The sequence below is a fragment of the Virgibacillus sp. NKC19-16 genome (assembly GCF_021560035.1).
In the GTDB taxonomy this organism is placed as follows: domain Bacteria; phylum Bacillota; class Bacilli; order Bacillales; family Amphibacillaceae; genus Virgibacillus_L; species Virgibacillus_L salidurans.
Map to the genome: position 1 here is coordinate 2537321 of NZ_CP074373.1, position 17986 is coordinate 2555306.

Genomic DNA, 17986 nt, shown 5'->3' on the forward strand with positions numbered 1-17986 from the left:
TGCGAAAAACCAGTCTACATTATCAATAGACTGGTTTTATACATAAAAGTCTTTACTGAAAAAGGTCCATCAACCGATCCCAAAAACTTTTTTCTTCTTCTTCCCCTTCCTCCGTTGTTTCGGGCTCTTCTGCTTCAATACTTTCCGTTTGCAGCACGAATTGTACGATATCTACTTTTTCATTTTGACCCGATACAAATGATTGTGGTTCAAAATCAGAGCCGTCATATTCTTCAAGCATTTCATCGACTTCTGACTGCATTTGGTCAGGTAAATCACTTGTCGACTCATGCAGTTCTTCTGTTCCACTTTTTAGCTCACTTGAGCCACTCTCAAGTGAGAAAGTACCGTCAGATAACCCGTGAATACCGGAGTTAATATCCTGGTAAGAAGCAGCCAATTCGCTGACACCATCCGTATATTCAACCAAGCCGTTATGGAACGATTGGTACTCAGATGACAGAGTGGTTAACCCGTTCTGCAACTCCGTTAAAGCATCCAACTGATCCAAGTTTTCCATACCACTTTCAACTTCATCAGCCAGCGAATCCAATTGACTAGCCATTTCCTCAATTGGCGCGGATACTTGATCTAATGTTCCCGTAACAGCACCGAATGCTTCCTGTACAGCAAAATACGTTTCTTTGGCAACCCGGGAAGCCTGGTATGTTTCAATCAATTGATTCACAATTTCCGGATCAATTTCATTATTCTCCAGCACCTGAAGTAGCCCCCCAATTTGCTCTTCACTAATTTCATAATCCGGAATCCCGTTTATAGCCTCATCCAAATTGCTATATGCCGCGTCATAATTCTCTTTTAGTAAATTCAGTCCATCACGAGATTCCCGCAAACCGCTGGCCAGCCCACGAAGGCCTCCAGGTAATGCTTCAAGTTCTCCAATATCTGGTGCCTCAGGAGCACCTTGCATAGCATCACTCACATTTTGCAACGCATCACGAATTTCCCCTGATCCATTGACAAGCTCTTCGGATGACTGATCAAGCTCATTGATACCATTCAGATAACTGCTTGAACCACTGCTAAGCTCCGAGGCACCTTCATTCAAGTCAAAGATGCCACTGTTCAAGTCACCAACACCTTGATTAATATCGCTAATGGCATCGGATAATGACTGCATTTCACCTTTCACGCCGCTCAAATCCGGATCATCAATCGACATGGACGCTGGTGATGCTGATATATCAATCGGGTCCATCTCAAAATCAGTGACATTGGCAGATACAATGAATTCCTCTTCTTGCTCAGGCATCACCGTAAACGTAATTAGTTTATCTTTTCCTGAAGTAGCTTCGGTTCCATCAGGTGCTTGGATACCATCAGCATTTGATGGATCGAGCGTCAGCGAAATTTGCAGCAAATAGTTTTCGAAAAATACTGGGTCAACATCTTCATTGGCGGATGTTGCAACCTGAATTTCCAGAGCGCCACTACTTCCGGCCAATTCATCTGGCGTCACTTCTTCCCCATCCAGCAAATAAGTAATATTTATATCCCACGGGAGCGGCTGATTTTCCAAGCCTCCCTGGTAATAAAATTCCTCTTCCTCTGCATGAAAATGGACAGTATTATCATCCGTCTGTTCGATATCCGTTAAGTTGCTCAAGTTACGCACATTCGTGTAATTTCCGTGATCCACAATTTCACCAGGTTCGGTAACGTGGAAGGTATTAACAACGTACATGTTTTCCAGTACACCATTTGCATCTAAGTTGCCATAAACGGATTCATCCTTGGCAGAATATTCCCCTGATTCGGTCGCATCCTCTTCACTAGTATCGTCCCCAGCAAATACAGTTAAAGGAAGTGAGCCAGCCACCAACATGGTACACATTATTACAATCGCTATTTTCCTTACGCGCACATCATCACTCCCCTTTATAAAAATTTGATTTCCAAGTTGTTTTCTCAATGACCCGGTCAAATACAACCAACAATGCCGGCAGTAAGAGCACGACCAGTATAAATGCAAGTAGCGCGCCACGTCCGAGCAAGAGCCCAATAGACGATACGATTGGATCCGTTGAGGTTGCCCATAAAATAAAGCCAACACTGGAAAGAATAGATGCCGAAACACCAATCGAAAAAATCTTTTCATTAAGGGATTTTTTAATCGCTTCTTTGGTACTCATCACTTTTCGGTTTTGTGTATAGTCTTCTGTCAATAAAATCGCGTAATCAACTGTTGCCGCAAGCTGCACCGTACTGATGATCAAATACCCTATATACACAAGGGACGAACCTGCAAAGTATGGTACAGATAAATTGATCCATACAGCTGCTTGAATCGTCAACAGTAATACGACCGGGAATGAAATTGACCGGAATGTGACGAGCAGGACAAGGCCAATTGTGATCACAGTCAATAGGTTGACCATCGTGTTATCATTCTCAACAATATTTCTCATATCATATAACGTTACACTTTCACCGAGGGCATGATAATTATCACCATAATAGTCCGCCGCAGTAGCCCTTACATCTTCCACTAGAGCAAATGCTTCCTCGCCCTCTGTATCGGTTGTTGTATTTAATGTAATCCGGCTGTAGTTCTCCGAAAAGAACTGCTCCGTCTGAGCATCATCGAGATATTCCGGTGGTATGCCTGCGCCAACAGTATTAACGTAGGAAATCGTACTTGCTACTTGATCAAAATCATCCAAATCTTGTACGAGTTCTTCTTCCCGCGCAAGATCACCTTTTGGCACCATCAAAACCATTGGTGTATACGTACTAAATAATTCATTGATTTCAACTGCATCACTGCCGGCCCGTGTATTCTCAGGATGATCCCCGGTTCCATAAATGAAATTGGTCTGACTCTGTCCCAAAAATGCCGGAACGATTACGATCAGTACAATCAGCAAAACAGGGATGCGTAATTTAATGAGGTGCTTACCGACATTATACACAGTTGGCATGAATTGTTTATGCTGTGTTTTATCAATCCATTTATAGAACATTAATGTGAGCGCCGGGAGAAATACCATGACACTGATAAAGCTAAGCAGGATTCCTTTCACCAGGTTCAAACCTAAATCGGCACCAAGACCGAATTCCATAAATGTTAGCGCCATAAACCCGAAGAAGGTAGTTGAAGCACTCGCTGCAATGGCCGGGAATGACCGCTTCATTGCACGTCTCATTGCTTCTTTCGGGTCTTCTATCTCCTGCCGGTAATCGTCAAAACTATGAAGCAGGAATATCGCATAATCGAGCGAAACGGCCAGTTGCAGAATCGGTGCCACCGACTGCGTCACAAAGGAAATCTCACCAATAAAGATATTCGTTCCCAGGTTGATTACCACAGAAACCCCAATGGCCACTAGGAAAAATACCGGTTCGATCCATGACCGTGTTGACAACAGAAGAATCAAAATAATAATAGGAACGAGGATAAGTGCAGCATTCATCGTTTCCTCGCCTGTCATTTGCTGCGATATTGCCGTATCCAGGGCTTCCCCTGACATGGCATTGTCCTCACCAATTAGCTCATAGACCGCATCCGTTGTTTCTACTTCCCTGCCTTCTTCAATATGAAAAGAAAACAGCGCATTACCATCTTGATAATACGATTCAATCGTATCCGGCTCAGCCATTTCAATTGGTGTTTTAATATCGATCACATCATCAAGCCACATGACTTCCGTAACACCATCGACTGCTTCAAGTTCTTCCTTGAATGCCATCGCCTCTTGGATGCTGATATCTTTCATCATGACTCGTGTATTGGTCATACCTCCGTCAAATTCATCTTGCATCTCATCCATCGCTTGCATAGACGCGGCATCATCAGGCAGATATTCGACCATATCATAATTGATCGTTACCGCAAATTGCACCAACGCACTGACGACTGCCAGAATGACAAAGGTCAAGACGATCGATTTTCTTTTATTTAATATACCTGTCGTCATATCAATCGCCGTTCATCCTTTCTTGCATTATACATTCGAACAGGCTATATTATATACGACACCGTGTTGGAATTACAACAAACAGTTTTATAGTATGCGTACAAAAATAAACATATGACGAAAATATGTTGTCAAATATAAAAAAGAAAGTGTGACGATTTAATGAACGAAAAACTGGATCGCCGAAAAAAATATACCCGCAAAGTCCTAAAGGATAGTTTAATCAATTTATTAAAAACCAAACAGATCTCGAGCATTACGGTTAAAGAAATTTGTGAACAGGCCGATATTAACCGTTCCACCTTCTACACCCACTACAGTGATCACTTTGCTTTACTGGAGCAAATTGAAGAAGAAATCATTGCAGATTTAAACACTTATTTAAATCAATACAATTTCGAACAGGAAGAGGAAGCGCTGCAGATGACCGAAAAACTCCTGGAGTACGTCGCCTCCAAGTATGACGTCTGCCAGACCCTCCTCAACGAAAATGCCGACCATTCATTTGAACGGCGTGTCATGGAAGTCGCCAGGACATTCATTATCAAAAGCTGGATGAGCAACAATGAAGCGGATCCGGAATTTGGTGAATATGCCAGCACCTTTGTCGTCAGTGGAAGCATTTACGTCATCAAACATTGGTTGGCGAACAATATGGATCAGTCAACGAAGCAGATCGCGCGATTAATTAATAGTTTTAAGGTTAGGGAATAAGGAGTCTTGTAATTGCCAATCGTACAGGAATCGTAGCTTTCCTTTCTTTAAATTATAATCGAAAAAAATCTTGAAAAAGGGGCATCATTCACATCCCCCGTTTTTGTATTTTACTTCGATTATAGTAGTGAAACGAGGTCTGTCCAGTTCCCTGCATAGATTCCATATTTAACATTAAAAATCATTCCGTTAGGTTTAAAGCTCCTTATTAAAGGCTAAAGACAATATAAAGCTTTTTTACATCATAGGAGGTAACTGACATGAATCAATATCAGAAGTTTAATCAAAATTACATTAACGGCAATTGGGTTGATGGAACCGAAAATAAAACTGTAGAGATGCAAAACCCCTACAACAATGAAGTTCTGGCTCAAGTCAGCATCGCTTCCCTTGATCAGATAAACGAGGCATTTGATGGGGCGAAAAATGCCCAAACTAACTGGGGAAAAGATGCAGCATTACGCCAAGAGGTCATGGAAAATGCCGTCGACTATTTCAAAGAGAATAAAGAAGATATCTTAGAAATTCTAACCCTTGAATCAGGCAGCACAGCCGTCAAAGCCAATCTGGAATTTGACTTAACTATAGGCTTAATGGAAGAAGCCTCCACAATGGTCAATAAAGTCGGCAAATTTGAAGAGAAATCATCAATCATCCCGGGTAAAATGAATGAAAACTATCGCCTGCCAAAAGGCGTTATCTCTTCAATCTCACCATTTAACTTCCCACTCTACTTATCGATGCGTACGATTGCACCAGCACTGGCACTTGGTAATGCCGTTGTCCATAAAGCCGATATTCAATGCGGTCTTGTATCCGGTTCACTGATTGCCAAGGCATTTGAAGAAGGTGGTGTACCACCCGGCGTCTTTCAATCACTGTTAACAACACCTGATGTGACGGGTGATATCATGTTCAATCACAGAGCGATAAGCCGTGTCAGCTTCACTGGATCAACACCGGTTGGGCGCCGGATTGGACAAGTAGCCGGTGAACAGCTGAAAGATGTATCATTGGAGCTTGGCGGCAATGCTCCATTCTGTGTCTTAAGCGATGCCGATATCGACAAAGCTGTAGATGCCGCAATATTTGGTAAATACTTGCACCAGGGCCAAATTTGCATGATGACCAATCGCTTTATTGTGCATGAAGATGTATATGATGAATTTGTAGATAAATTTGTTGCCCGCTCCAAAGACGTGAAGTATGGCGACCCTCGTGACTCTGATGTGGTCGTCGGACCGCTCATTAACGAAAAACAGATCGAAAAGTCACTTGATAACATTCAAAAAGCAAAAAAAGCTGGATACGACATCCTACTGGAAGGTGAGCAGATTGGCAATATTTTAACGCCAACAGTCATTGGCAATGTAGATAATAACAGTGAACTGGCTCAGACGGAAATGTTTTCACCGATTGCATTGATCTCGAAAGCTTCATCCAACGATGATCTTATTGCCAAAGCCAATCACACCGAGTACGGCTTAAGTTCTTCCATATTTTCCAGGGACGAAGAAAAAGCACGAGAATATGCTCTCAACCTGACATTTGGCATGACCCACATTAATGATCAGCCGGTCAACGATGAACCAACTGCGATGTTTGGAGGTATGAACCAAAGCGGCATCGGGCGCTTTGGCAGCCCGTATATCATCGAAGAATTCACAGAAGGCAAATGGATTTCTGTGCAGAAGCAAGCGCGTGAATTTCCATTTTGATATAGGAACATTGGAAGGGCCAGCCTGTTTCTAAGGCTGGGGGGTATTATAATAAAGGGCGAACTCCAGCGAGGCTGGGGATCTTTTTTGGTGTGGAGGTGGAATTGGGCGCGATTTGGGTGCTCTCCCGGTTTTGGACTGCTCTCTCCCGATTGGAGACAGCTCCCTCCCGTTTCGAACGCATTCTTTCCCGATTTGACTGTGCTCCCTCTCGTTTCAGCGGCATCCTTTCCCGATCTAATCGCCCTCTCCCTCGTTTTCGATGATGTCGCGCCTGCGTACAGTTGTTTTTTTACTGGAAAATTTCCTATAAAACTATTTAAATTGAGAAGCTTCTCCTACTTTTTACTATCCATAAACATCCCATCCATCGCCTGTACACTTTCATAGGGGTTTGTATACGTACGATTTGATTTTTTTTGCTTTTTAACTTGTTTCATTTCGGCTTTTAAATGGTTGAATAATTGATTCATAGATGCTTGAATGCCTTCATTTAATGGAACGAGCTGTTGGCCCAGTCGTTTTTCTTCTTCCGTGTATGGTTCTGTCAAATCAACCATTAGCTGTCCTCTTTTTTCTATCAATTCATTTACCTTTTCGATGACACTCCCTCGATTTTTGGCAATTATATCCTGATCTAGTACATTTTTTAACTGTATGGTTATATCGTAAAGCGATTCCAGGCGATTCATTATATGTGAGCACCTTGTTTAAATTGGTTTTGCCTTGTTTTTAAAATAACTTCTTTCCACGTATCTCTGAATTCCATTACAAACTGCAAAGCTTCCTCCAGCAGTGCTACCTCATTTTTTATATTTCCTTCTTTAAGCTGATAGTTTATGTAATCATATAGTGGCAGCATTTGTTTTGAAATTTCCACGTTAGTATCTAAGGTGAGCATTAATTCCTGAATAATATTTTGCGCTTTTTGGATGTTTGTGTTTTTTGCCTCATAATTAGTTTCATTCAAGTTTTTGATAGCCTGTTTAATAAACTTAATACATCCATTATACAGCATTAACGTCAGTTCCCCTCCAGATGCCGTGTTAACAGCATTGTCCTTATATACTTGATAGGATTTGTTTGTTGCCATTCGACTCACTCCTTATAAAGATTGATATGATTTATGCTGATCCGCCACCGAATTGGTTCATTAACATCATTGATTGCTGATTCATTCTTGAAATCGCTTGTTCCATTTGTCCAAATTCATTCCAGTACCGTGTTTCTATCCGGGTCAATCGATCTTCAAAAGCACTGATACGATCATCCATGTCCTTAAGACGTTTACCTAATGTGTAATTTTCAAGCGTATCCATACCGTTACCCGCACGTGCTTCGATTCGCCCCATTGTCTGTTCGACTGCATCTTCTAAGCGATTGACCAAACCTCGACTCACGCCTTCTACATCATTGGAAAATAGAGCTTGAACCCCGTCCGGATCCTCTCGAAGGGCTTTTTTTAGCTCATCTTCATCAACTTCAAGTTTTCCGCCATCCAGGTAGTCAGAAGTGGTCGTAATGCCAATTTGGGTTAACGATGTAATTTCTCCACCCGTATCCACATTCGAATACCAACTTTGACGCATGGAAAATAAGCCGCCTGAAATAGCCGATTCACCTCTAAGTATTCCGCTCATTGCCCTTTCTTCCCAAAGTTCAATCTCTCTCTCTGACATTTCCTCTTTCTGTTCATCGGTTAACGGTGGATAATCCCGGAACTTTTCTTCCTGTTGTGTTTCATTTAACGTCTCCACTACTTCATTGTACTTATCAACAAATTCCATAATGGAGTCAAAAGCAGCATCTACATCATTGTTAACAGTTAGTTTTGCGCTTGTGTCTCCAGTTGTATTTTTAAATTCGAAATTCACACCGTTGAGTGTATAATTATTTTCCTCTGATTCTATCTCCAAAGCGCCGTTATAGGTGAATTTTGCATTTTCACCGCCTGTTTCTACCTTATGCCAATTGCCGAATTCATCTTGTCTACCATTTTTTATTTGAAGTACGTCTGTAATAAACGATGAGTTCGTTTGCCTATCAAAACCAATTTCCGCACCAAGAAATTCATCCGATTGATTATAATTTCCTGGTCTCGTCGTTTCCATGACTACCTTTTGAGATTGCTCATCAAAAAAAGCTCGAACATGGTTATCATCGTTGGTGATAGTTGATAGAACATCCTCTAATGTATCACCTTCTTTAATCTCATATTCGTGTTGTTCCTTGCCATCTTCATCAAATGTGAAAAATTCAAACGCCTGAGGTTCAATTCCTTGTTCAGTCAGACTTTCTTTAGGGTCAATAGCTAACGCGTCCTGACTCACATTTATCGCCGAACTCGCCAACTGATTTACTTTAATATCATACGTACCATTCGAGGCACTTGAATTGCCGGTTGCTGTTACGGCATCTTCCATGGATGAATTGACTGTTTTTGGATTATATGTATGGCTCAATTTCATATCCAGCATCATATTATCCAGTTCCAGCAATTTTTTATTAACATCTCGAAAGCCATCCCGTTCCCACTCCTGGAGTGTTTTATCCTGTTGCATTTTATTAAGTGGTATCCGTTCAGCAGCCATTAATTGATTGACAAGGGAATCAATATCCATTCCGCTTGCTAAGCCGCCAATTCGCATGTTGATCACTCCTTACTAAATCTTTTCATCGACAAGCAAACCTATAAATTCCTCAAGTCTGTTATTTTTACTTATATCGGCTTAAGGCTTGTCATCATGTAGGCTTCACCGGAAAAACAGTACGTTTTACCTATTATTTTTTAGAAGTGAAAGTAAGTCAGATGATATGTGCGCAGCTTCACTATTTTGTTCTTGGATATCCAGATAGATTTCTTTGCGATATATGTCAACAGATTTAGGCGCCTCAATTCCAAGCTTTATTTGATCTCCTTCAACTCCCAAGATCTTTATTTCAATATCATCACCAACCTGAATAGATTCATTTTGTTTTCGCGTTAAAACAAGCATGTTTATTCTCCTTCCACTTTTACAAAATCGTCAGGAACAATGGGAGCTTGTGCAGGAATCTCATCCCTGTTTATGATGTATTGCTTACCCTTCTTACTGGCAGGATTGATGATCACAGGCGCTTTTAAATTCAATGTACTCGTATGAAGTGGATCTTTTAACGTAACAATCGTTAATACGATAACATCCTTCTCGCTTTGAATATGTAGGCTGTCTAATAAAGAATCCTCTAGCTCAAATGAATAATCCTGATAAAAGTGATATGGGTCCGTCACAATAAATGCTGTATTTACGTTTCGAATCGATTGTAAAACTTGAAAAATCGGATTATCCGGAAGATCGAGTAAAACAAATTCAGATTCTTCGATGAAGCCGGGAAGACCCGCTGAAAAGTGTATTACTTTTTGATCTTCTATTTCCATTTCACCTAGGTATTTGGTGTGTATATGCATTCAACATTCTCCTTCCTAAACAAAAAGATAATAACCGTTCCCGTATAATAAAACCCTGGCCCTATTGATGGGTCAGGATCATGTCAGTTTCAGCGCAGAAAATCCATTAACGTCGGTTGAATGATCCGCGAACCAGCTGATAATGCAGCACGATGTACACTCTCTTGTGTAATGAGTTGCGTTATCACTTCAGCATAGTTTATATCTTCGTTTTCCGACATCGTTTTCGTAGCAACAATTTCCTGTTCACTTAATCGATTTTCAATTAATTCAAGGCGGTTCATCCGTGCACCTAAATCAGCTCTTGCATTGATGGTATTTGTAATATTTTCATCCATTGACTCAACGCTCTGCTCAATTGTTGCTTGATCATTACCACCTAATGCATCTATAAAGCTATCAATATCGTTAAATAATTCTTCATTAAAAACACTTTCAGGGTCAACATTTGCCTGAAGCTTCGTACCACCCGAAACTTCGATCATGACTGGATCATTCGTTAGGGAAAGATTTCCATCCTCATCGATCGGCAATGCATTAGTATTTGTTCCATTAAAAATATATTTTCCGCCCACATTTGTATTCGCAATATCGATGAGATGCGCTTTAATCTCTTCTGCTTCTTCTTTTATGTTTTGCCGTTCGTCTGCGCCATACGTATCATTACTTGCTTGTACAGCTAATTCACGTAATTTCTGCATGGACTGTGTTGCTTGATTTAATGCGGCATCTGAATTATCCATCCATGTATGAACTTCATTGGTATTGCGCTGGAACTGTTCGATTTGGGTTAATTGCGAACGATAGTTCATCCCGTTCATTGCAATTATTGGATCATCAGAAGGAAGGTTAATCTTCTTACCGGTGCTTAACTGATTCATATATGTACTCAACTTTGCATTACTACTTGAAATATGTTGCATCATATTATTGGATAGCATTCCTTGTGTAACGCGCATGTTACCTACCTCCCGACTAATCCCATATTATTTATAATTGTATCTAGGAGCTCATCCGTCTGCGTCATACTTCTAGCTGCAGCATTATACGCATGCTGAAATTTAATCATATTGCTCATTTCCTCATCCAGTGAAACAGCACTCACTGACATACGCTGATTCACTACTTGGTTTTTGAGAATATTAGTATTATCCACCATACGATTCGCCTCTTGTGCGTTAACCCCTAATTCTCCTATCAATGACTGATAAAAGCCATTTACAGAATTATCATTTCCTAATGGATCATTCTCTAATGCCTTATTAAAAATGTCAGCTAACGCAGTGGCATTATCACCATTACCAGCATTCCCATCTGTGCTGGCAGCTATTTTTTCAGGGTTATTTATAAGATCTAGTGATACAGTAATAGATCCGGCTGCACCTGCATCGCCTGTAAATTCAAAGAACTGTAGACCATTATTTCCTTCCAAATTATAGCCTTCGCTGTGAACGCTGTTAAATGCTTCTGCAAAAACACTAGCCATATCATCCAAACCTGTAAGCATCTCTGTATACATGTTTGATGATTCTATAAGCCCTTTCAACGAACCTTTGGACTCCATGATGTCTATTGTCTGCCCGCCTGCAGTAACTTTACCTGATTCACTAACTGCCAGCTCATTCACTTTACTACCTTCACCTGCTTCAAGGCCAAGGTTTCCATCAAGCAAAATCACCGGTTCACGAAACGATTTCCCATTATCATTGACCAATTCAATTGTTGCAAGGCCATCAGCAATATCAAGTGAGCTGGACGAACTTTTCGAATAACTAACCTTAATGTTAAAGCTATTTGATAAGTCATCAATCAAACGATCACGCTTATCATATAAATCATTTGCTACATTACCATGTGACTCAATTTGTTTTACCTGTTCATTAATACTGTTTATCTGATGTAATAAAATGTTTGCTTCTTGTACCTTCACATCCATTTGGTTTTGTAAATCGGAATGAATAGAGGTTAGTGATTCAGATAGGTAATTAAAGTTTTCTGCAACCGCAAGTCCTCTCTGTGCAACTACAGATCTTGCCCCCGCGTTTTCCGGGGTGACGGAAAGATCCTGAAGTGACTGCCAGAATTGATCCATCGTACTGGACAGGCCATTCTCTGACGGCTCATTCATTAAACGTTCCATACGGCCAAGTGCATTCGCCTTAGTTTCCCAGTATCCCGTATTACTATTTTCCGCACGGTACTGGTTATCCAGAAATTCATTTCGAATGCGCTGAACTGAACCTACTTGTACCCCGGTCCCCATCTGGCCAGGGATTTCCGGATGGTTCCGTGATGCAGCAGGATACGGAGAGGCTGTTTCAAAATTGACTCGTTGTCTCGAATAACCTTCCGTATTCGCATTGGCTATATTATGGCCAGTCGTATACAATGCCGATTGTTGTGTGGATAGGGCTTGCCTCGCCATTTCTAACCCGTGAAATGTACTCATGTCTTTGCTCCTTTATTATGCCTTTGAATCAAATACTGACCTTTTCATAGTAACTGATTCTTGCTTGCTATTTCCGTAATTCATATTTTTTATTGATGGATTCATCATATCTAAGGATAACTGGACGAATTTCATAGATTGATTTAATAAGGATTCATTAAGTTGCTCTTGCTGTTTTAACGTTGTAATCAATTCAGTCAGCTTAGTCGTAACAGCTGTCAGCTCCTGTTTTTCATCTTCATCGCTTATGATTTCCAGCATATGTGTTATGGTTGTATCCGTAAGTGGAAGTTCATTTTCAAAAAACCATGCTTCAACAGCTTCCTGGCGAGTCTTTTCTACCTTTTCAAACGTCCTAATTTGTTTTCGCTCTTTTACTAATAAGGACTGCAGCTTTTCAACAGAGCCTTCCTTCACGACCTTCGTTTTCTCTCTGGAAAGGCTTACTAAGTCTTCGTGGATTGCCACTAGATTCTCAAGTGTCTTTATTATTTGGTTTATGGACAAAATCGTGTCTCCTTTAAAGGTTATTTTCGGTATTGTTTCTACCGTGACCAGAAATCAATCATTTTTTGTGCTGTTTTCTCATGATTTACCTTGTATTCACCAGACTCCACTTGATTTTTAATTTCCTGCACATAGGAGTCCCGCTGCGCATTTGTCTTTTCACTTTCCAGTAATTGCTTCGCTTGACTGGATATTTCAACTTGATCTTTTTTATTTGAATCATTTTTTATCTCAGCTTGTTTCTGTATCTGGTTATTTTTATAAGGATTGAAATTTGTATGGTTAGAACCATTTATTTTCATAGGTAAATCACCTCTTTCCTATTATCGACTTATTACACTACGATCTAAAGCATTATTTTTCATCAAAAGCATAATATATGTTTTGTTTATTTTCCTGCCGGTCTTCTTTAGATTTTTCAAGCTGCTCATGTATCTCTAAATCTTTCTTTAATTCATTAGAACAGTTCTGGCATAAGTTACCTGTTCTTATATGGCTTCCACATTTCTCACATGGATATGCCAGCTTTGGAAATTGTGAGGGTCTCAGCCGCTTTTCTCTTACGAATTTAATGATTAACAACTCCTCTACGCCAGTTGCTTCTCCAATTTCCATCACAGTTGTTTCTCTATTTTTTTGTTTACGTAAAAAACGATAAACGGTCTCAAAAGCTTTTTCCTCTTCTTTATAGCAGTTTTGACAAACCGTACGAATATTTTTTACAAAAACTGCATTGCAACGTGAGCAATTTGCTAATTCAGCCATTTTGCCTCCACCTCATTTTACTGTCTAACACAATTAAAGTCTATCCACGTATTAAGGTATATGCATAAACCTTGCGACAGCCATGCTCATGCAATAACGCTCCTGCATGGCGTAATGTTGTACCTGTTGTATATATATCATCGACAAGAATGACCGATTTGTTAATAGATTTCGTTATTTCGAATGGATTTTTTGTTCCAATTCTTTCACGGCGCGTTTTTTTAGATTGTTTTTCCGTATGAACACGCGTGATGACCTCTTTCGTTTCTATTGGTAAAAAATCCGCTAGCATCTTTGCTTGATTAAACCCGCGTTCCAGCAGTCTTTCATTGCTTAACGGAACCGGCACAGCAATTGCATCTTTGTCCAGATATGAAAATGCCTCGTGAAATGATTGTGTAAAATACGATTTAAACGCATTTCCCAAGTGATAATCACCACGATATTTCCACTTCGCAATCATATCTTGCATCATTTCGTTATAAGCAAAAACGGAGAAATTAGACGTAATCGTATCCCTTGAAGCCTGTTCGTCCCACCATTTGCAATCCAAACAGACCTCATCTTCACTTATCCGGCTACAGCGCCTGCATCTCTCCCCATGCAAGACTTCCAATTCTTCTTCACACGGTTGACATAGATTTTTCGGTTTGGCTAATATAAATAGATTTTCCCAGTTTACTTCCTGAATAATTTGGCTGTTGCACCATAAACAATGCATCTCATAACTTCCCCCGTTTATTCATTTGGCGAATCGACTGAACGGCACGCGTCATTGCCTCTGTTTTCCCATCATGAAAAAATACAACCTCTCCTGTTGGATCATCCGGGCTTCTTCCAGCTCTTCCTGAAATTTGTACGAGGGCTGCTTCATCAAACACTTCATGACCTGTATCGATGATAGCAACATCTACTGATGGGAAAGTAACGCCTCTTTCTAATATGGTTGTTGTAAGCAATGTATCTATTTTTCTGTCTCTAAAAAGCTGCACTTTTTCTGCGCGATCCGGATCAGATGCATGAACAGCTTGTGCTTTATCTTTTGTTTTAAGCAATCCCTCTTCCAGCAAGCGATCTGCTATCTTTTCTTTCATTTTCTCAGCCAGTTGAATCGTAGGAACAAAGATTAATAATTGCCTGTCCGGATTTTTCCTGGTTTTCACCCATTTCATAAAAGCTTCTGGGACTTTTTCGTTTGCCAATTCTTTTTTCAAGGAAAAACTCATTTGTAGCTTTGGAACAGGTAAGGGATGACCGTGGAATCTGACTGGCACAAATAGATGGGCAAGTTTTTTCCTCATTATCTGCTTGCGGTGATCTTTCCGTGGTGTAGCTGTTAGGTAGATCGTTGTATTTGCATCTGATTTCGCTCGATTTGCTGCATAAGGTAAAGCCGGATCAGCATGAAAGGGGAAGGCATCGATTTCATCAATAATCAGTAAATCAAACGCGGCTTTATATCTGAGTAGTTGATGTGTTGTGGCGATAATGATTTGGGCTGTGCCGTCTTTATTTTCACTTCCACCATATAACCCTTGAACTTCTATCGTATCAAAGGCTTTCTGAATGCGTGGCAAAAGCTCGCGAACAACATCCGCTCGTGGTGTAGCGATGCAAACACGTTTGCCGAGGCGAAGTGCTTGCGTGATACCGGGAAAGAGCATTTCCGTTTTTCCGGCTCCACATACTGCCCAAATTAATAGCTCCTTTTCCTGGGCATTTACGGCACTCGTAATCCGATCAGCTGCCCTTTGTTGAACAAAGGTGAGCTCCCCGTCCCATGAGCATGCGTTCTCATGTGTTGGCCACTGGGGGGATTCACCTGACCAGTAATAAAGCGGCTCACATTGCATCACACGCCCCATTTCAATACAACTGCGACAATAAGCGTGTGTATTACCACAGGATTTGCATGGTATTTGGGCAAATAAGGATCGCTGCTGGTTCCCGCAACGCTGACATTGATAGGTGAAATTTTTTCGTTTGATAGAGATAAAAGGTGTGAAGTTGTTTGCAGAAAGATGATGTTGAAAGGTGGGCTCGTCTAATGGGATTTCATTTCGTAGAAGCAGCTTTCCTGAAAAAAGATATGGCAGGCTTGATTGTTCGCAGGTCGTTTGCCGCTCTGGGAGAGGCATTAGCAGACACTCCTTTGATCCTTAGAATAGAAAGCTATCAACCAAAAAGTGGCCGATAGCAAATATCAAATTATTATATAATTGCTATTTCATATACCAGCAAATTCCTACTGAACCTTCGCCCAAATGGGTTCCAATGACTGGGCCGAAGTAGCCGATCGAGGTATCCGCCGATGGATATTTTTCCAAGAAATCATCACGCATCTTTGCTGCAGCTAATTCATTATTTGCATGAATAAATACAGCTTTAATAGGTTTTCCTTTGCTGGCATCCTCTTCCAGCAATCCGCTGATGCGACTCATTGCTTTTTTTCGTGTACGGATTTTTTCAAATGGAACGATTACCTTATCAACAAAATGGAGTATCGGCTTCACCTGCAAAACACTTCCAACTAACGCTTGGGCACCATTCAAACGCCCGCCGCGCTGCAGGTTACTAAGGTCATCCACCATGAAATAAGCACGTATACTTTGTTTTATTTCATCGAAACGTGCGATAATCTCCTTAGGTGATTTACCTTCTTTTACCATTTCCACTGCTTCCAATACATAAAAGCCCTGTCCCATGGCGCTGAGTTCAGAATCATAGGCATACACATCGATACCCTCAACCATCTGTCTCGCACTGCGAACTGCCTCATATGTGCCACTAATTCCACTTGAGATATGAATCGAGACAACAGCATCATAGTCTTTGGCTAATTCTTCCAACTTATTTGCAATATAACCAATCGATGGTTGCGAAGTTTTTGGCAAACTTTCTGCCTCTTTCACTTTTTGGTAAAATTCTTCTGTTGTAATATCAATTTCCTCTTGATAGGACTCGTCCTCAAATACGACACTAAGCGGAACCATATGAATATGATGCTCCTCGCGTATATCAGCAGGAATATACGCCGTACTATCCGTCATTACAGCAACTTTCATTATGAACCTTCTCCTCTACTCTATATCATCTTTTCGTTTATTCCCATTTTACATCATGAAGAAGAAAAATGCATCCTGAATATAGGTGAAAAAATACTCTAACGCGTTAATGCATTAGAGTATTTTTATAGGCAATATTGCGATTGTTTAATAAGGCTCTTTTCGTAAGTATTGTTGCTTTTAAAACTTTGCAATAGATATAAAAGACGACATTAAACGTTAAATCAATAATAGTAGCTCCTCATTTACCGCTACGGAAATACATTCCGCTGGTATGAACATAGCAACTACTTCATTCAATCACAAAATAGCGCGCAATTTATGATCGTTGATTGGAGCGGAGGACCGTTGACTCCTGCAGGGACAAATGTCTTCGGTGGGACGAGCATTTACGCGCAGTCCCAGCACGTGTCTTAAGACCCCGCAGCGGTGGTCTTCAGCGAGGCAGGTTAAGTTCGCGACGTCCTGTCGCAACACCTGCACTAGCACGTCCTGTGCGTCGAAGGCTGAAGCCGTGCACTAAGGTGCGCAACGGCCCGGAGCGGAAATCAACAAGCACTTATACTTATGCCGGCTATATATCAAAAGCAATAATCGATAATTAACCTATTTCGTGTTTTAAAATAACATGTTACTCAGGGAGCTATACCACTTCTACCCAACCTTTTTTAATTGCGGAAACAACGGCCTGTGTACGGTCGTTACAATCCATTTTTTGCAGGATATTACTGACATGGTTTTTAACCGTTTTTTCACTTATGATCAGCGCTTCGGAAACAGCTCTGTTACTTTTTCCTTCTGCTAATAATTGCAGTACTTGGCTTTCTCGTTTTGTCAGTATGTGAAGTGGAGTATGATATGCCACGCCTCTTTCCGTTATCATAGGCATTGTTTCTTTTGCCAAACGGCGATACTCCTGAACTAAGTTATGCGTTACTCTTGGGTGAAGATAGGAGCCCCCTTCACTGACAACTTTAATCGCTTCAATTAACGAATCCGAATCCATTTCTTTTAATAAATACCCTTGTGCTCCAGTTTTTAGCGCATGCGTCACATAACTTTCATCATCATGGATGGAAAGGATAATAACATTTGTCTTCGGAAAGTAGCGAATTAGATCCTTTGTGGCCTGTACCCCATTCATGTTAGGCATATTAATGTCCATTAAAACAACGTCAGGCTTGTGTTCCTTTACTAGTTTCCCGGCAACATTACCATCATCACCTTCTGCAACGATGTCAAATGTTGGTTCAAACTCCAAAATGCGCTTAACCCCTTCGCGAAACAACTTATGATCATCAATTAAAACAATACTGGTACGCTTCTCTTTACTCATATTCTTTCTCCTCCTGCACCATTTCTGTTTATTTTTATTTACCCTA

The 17986-nt window shown here is 40.7% G+C and carries 19 protein-coding genes; 3 read left to right on the forward strand and 16 right to left on the reverse strand.

Annotated features, from left to right (window positions below; translation table 11 throughout):
* Nucleotides 1-52: 52 nt before the first annotated feature.
* Complete coding sequence (locus KFZ58_RS13070) at nucleotides 53-1933, reverse strand: YhgE/Pip domain-containing protein (protein WP_235791742.1); 1881 nt, start codon at nucleotides 1931-1933, stop codon at nucleotides 53-55.
* Entirely contained in the window at nucleotides 1890-3938 is a 2049-nt protein-coding gene (locus KFZ58_RS13075; protein WP_235791743.1) for an efflux RND transporter permease subunit, read from the reverse strand. The genes KFZ58_RS13070 and KFZ58_RS13075 overlap by 44 nt, the downstream gene beginning before the upstream one ends.
* A gap of 162 nt (nucleotides 3939-4100) precedes the next feature.
* On the opposite strand from KFZ58_RS13075, the gene KFZ58_RS13080 reads away from it, so the two are divergent.
* Both KFZ58_RS13080 and KFZ58_RS13085 read left to right on the forward strand, forming a co-directional pair.
* A complete protein-coding gene (locus KFZ58_RS13080) occupies nucleotides 4101-4652 on the forward strand; it encodes a TetR/AcrR family transcriptional regulator (RefSeq protein ID WP_235791744.1) in 552 nt (183 codons plus the stop codon).
* A gap of 260 nt (nucleotides 4653-4912) precedes the next feature.
* Nucleotides 4913-6370, forward strand: a complete 1458-nt coding sequence (locus tag KFZ58_RS13085; protein ID WP_235791745.1) for an aldehyde dehydrogenase family protein — start codon at nucleotides 4913-4915, stop codon at nucleotides 6368-6370.
* A 338-nt stretch (nucleotides 6371-6708) separates the two neighbouring features.
* Here KFZ58_RS13085 and fliT read toward each other — a convergent pair whose 3' ends face one another.
* From fliT to KFZ58_RS13145, 12 genes are all read right to left on the reverse strand, one after another.
* Nucleotides 6709-7062 carry a flagellar protein FliT gene (gene fliT, locus KFZ58_RS13090; RefSeq protein ID WP_235791746.1) on the reverse strand — a complete coding sequence of 118 codons (354 nt, stop codon included), beginning with the start codon at nucleotides 7060-7062 and terminating at the stop codon, nucleotides 6709-6711.
* On the reverse strand, nucleotides 7062-7463 hold the full coding sequence (fliS, locus tag KFZ58_RS13095; RefSeq protein WP_235791747.1) for a flagellar export chaperone FliS: 402 nt from the start codon (nucleotides 7461-7463) through the stop codon (nucleotides 7062-7064). Before fliS ends, fliT begins: the two co-directional genes overlap by 1 nt.
* A 31-nt stretch (nucleotides 7464-7494) precedes the next feature.
* Nucleotides 7495-9018 carry a flagellar hook-associated protein 2 gene (locus KFZ58_RS13100; protein ID WP_235791748.1) on the reverse strand — a complete coding sequence of 508 codons (1524 nt, stop codon included), beginning with the start codon at nucleotides 9016-9018 and terminating at the stop codon, nucleotides 7495-7497.
* A 126-nt stretch (nucleotides 9019-9144) separates the two neighbouring features.
* The gene (csrA, locus tag KFZ58_RS13105) at nucleotides 9145-9366 is read right to left on the reverse strand and encodes a carbon storage regulator CsrA (RefSeq protein ID WP_235791749.1); all 222 of its coding nucleotides are present in this window, start codon (nucleotides 9364-9366) and stop codon (nucleotides 9145-9147) included.
* A gap of 2 nt (nucleotides 9367-9368) precedes the next feature.
* Complete coding sequence (gene fliW / locus KFZ58_RS13110) at nucleotides 9369-9818, reverse strand: flagellar assembly protein FliW (protein WP_235791750.1); 450 nt, start codon at nucleotides 9816-9818, stop codon at nucleotides 9369-9371.
* An 89-nt stretch (nucleotides 9819-9907) separates the two neighbouring features.
* Nucleotides 9908-10777, reverse strand: a complete 870-nt coding sequence (gene flgL, locus KFZ58_RS13115; protein ID WP_235791751.1) for a flagellar hook-associated protein FlgL — start codon at nucleotides 10775-10777, stop codon at nucleotides 9908-9910.
* A 5-nt stretch (nucleotides 10778-10782) separates the two neighbouring features.
* Entirely contained in the window at nucleotides 10783-12267 is a 1485-nt protein-coding gene (flgK, locus tag KFZ58_RS13120; protein WP_235791752.1) for a flagellar hook-associated protein FlgK, read from the reverse strand.
* A gap of 15 nt (nucleotides 12268-12282) precedes the next feature.
* On the reverse strand, nucleotides 12283-12774 hold the full coding sequence (locus tag KFZ58_RS13125; protein ID WP_235791753.1) for a flagellar protein FlgN: 492 nt from the start codon (nucleotides 12772-12774) through the stop codon (nucleotides 12283-12285).
* A gap of 38 nt (nucleotides 12775-12812) precedes the next feature.
* Nucleotides 12813-13076 carry a flagellar biosynthesis anti-sigma factor FlgM gene (gene flgM, locus KFZ58_RS13130; protein WP_235791754.1) on the reverse strand — a complete coding sequence of 88 codons (264 nt, stop codon included), beginning with the start codon at nucleotides 13074-13076 and terminating at the stop codon, nucleotides 12813-12815.
* A gap of 52 nt (nucleotides 13077-13128) precedes the next feature.
* The gene (locus KFZ58_RS13135) at nucleotides 13129-13539 is read right to left on the reverse strand and encodes a TIGR03826 family flagellar region protein (protein WP_235791755.1); all 411 of its coding nucleotides are present in this window, start codon (nucleotides 13537-13539) and stop codon (nucleotides 13129-13131) included.
* 40 nt (nucleotides 13540-13579) lie between these two features.
* On the reverse strand, nucleotides 13580-14260 hold the full coding sequence (locus KFZ58_RS13140; RefSeq protein ID WP_235791756.1) for a ComF family protein: 681 nt from the start codon (nucleotides 14258-14260) through the stop codon (nucleotides 13580-13582).
* Between the two features lies 1 nt (nucleotide 14261).
* Nucleotides 14262-15635: an ATP-dependent helicase ComFA gene (locus tag KFZ58_RS13145; RefSeq protein WP_502654446.1), complete on the reverse strand. Its 1374-nt coding sequence runs from the start codon at nucleotides 15633-15635 to the stop codon at nucleotides 14262-14264.
* On the opposite strand from KFZ58_RS13145, the gene KFZ58_RS13150 reads away from it, so the two are divergent.
* Nucleotides 15587-15736, forward strand: a complete 150-nt coding sequence (locus KFZ58_RS13150; RefSeq protein ID WP_235791758.1) for a hypothetical protein — start codon at nucleotides 15587-15589, stop codon at nucleotides 15734-15736. The genes KFZ58_RS13145 and KFZ58_RS13150 overlap by 49 nt on opposite strands.
* 25 nt (nucleotides 15737-15761) lie before the next feature.
* On the opposite strand, the gene KFZ58_RS13155 is transcribed toward KFZ58_RS13150, so the two are convergent.
* Together KFZ58_RS13155 and KFZ58_RS13160 are read right to left on the reverse strand one after the other, a co-directional pair.
* Entirely contained in the window at nucleotides 15762-16604 is an 843-nt protein-coding gene (locus KFZ58_RS13155) for a DegV family protein (RefSeq protein ID WP_235791759.1), read from the reverse strand.
* 643 nt (nucleotides 16605-17247) lie between these two features.
* The gene (locus KFZ58_RS13160; protein WP_235791760.1) at nucleotides 17248-17940 is read right to left on the reverse strand and encodes a response regulator; all 693 of its coding nucleotides are present in this window, start codon (nucleotides 17938-17940) and stop codon (nucleotides 17248-17250) included.
* Nucleotides 17941-17986: the final 46 nt, after the last annotated feature.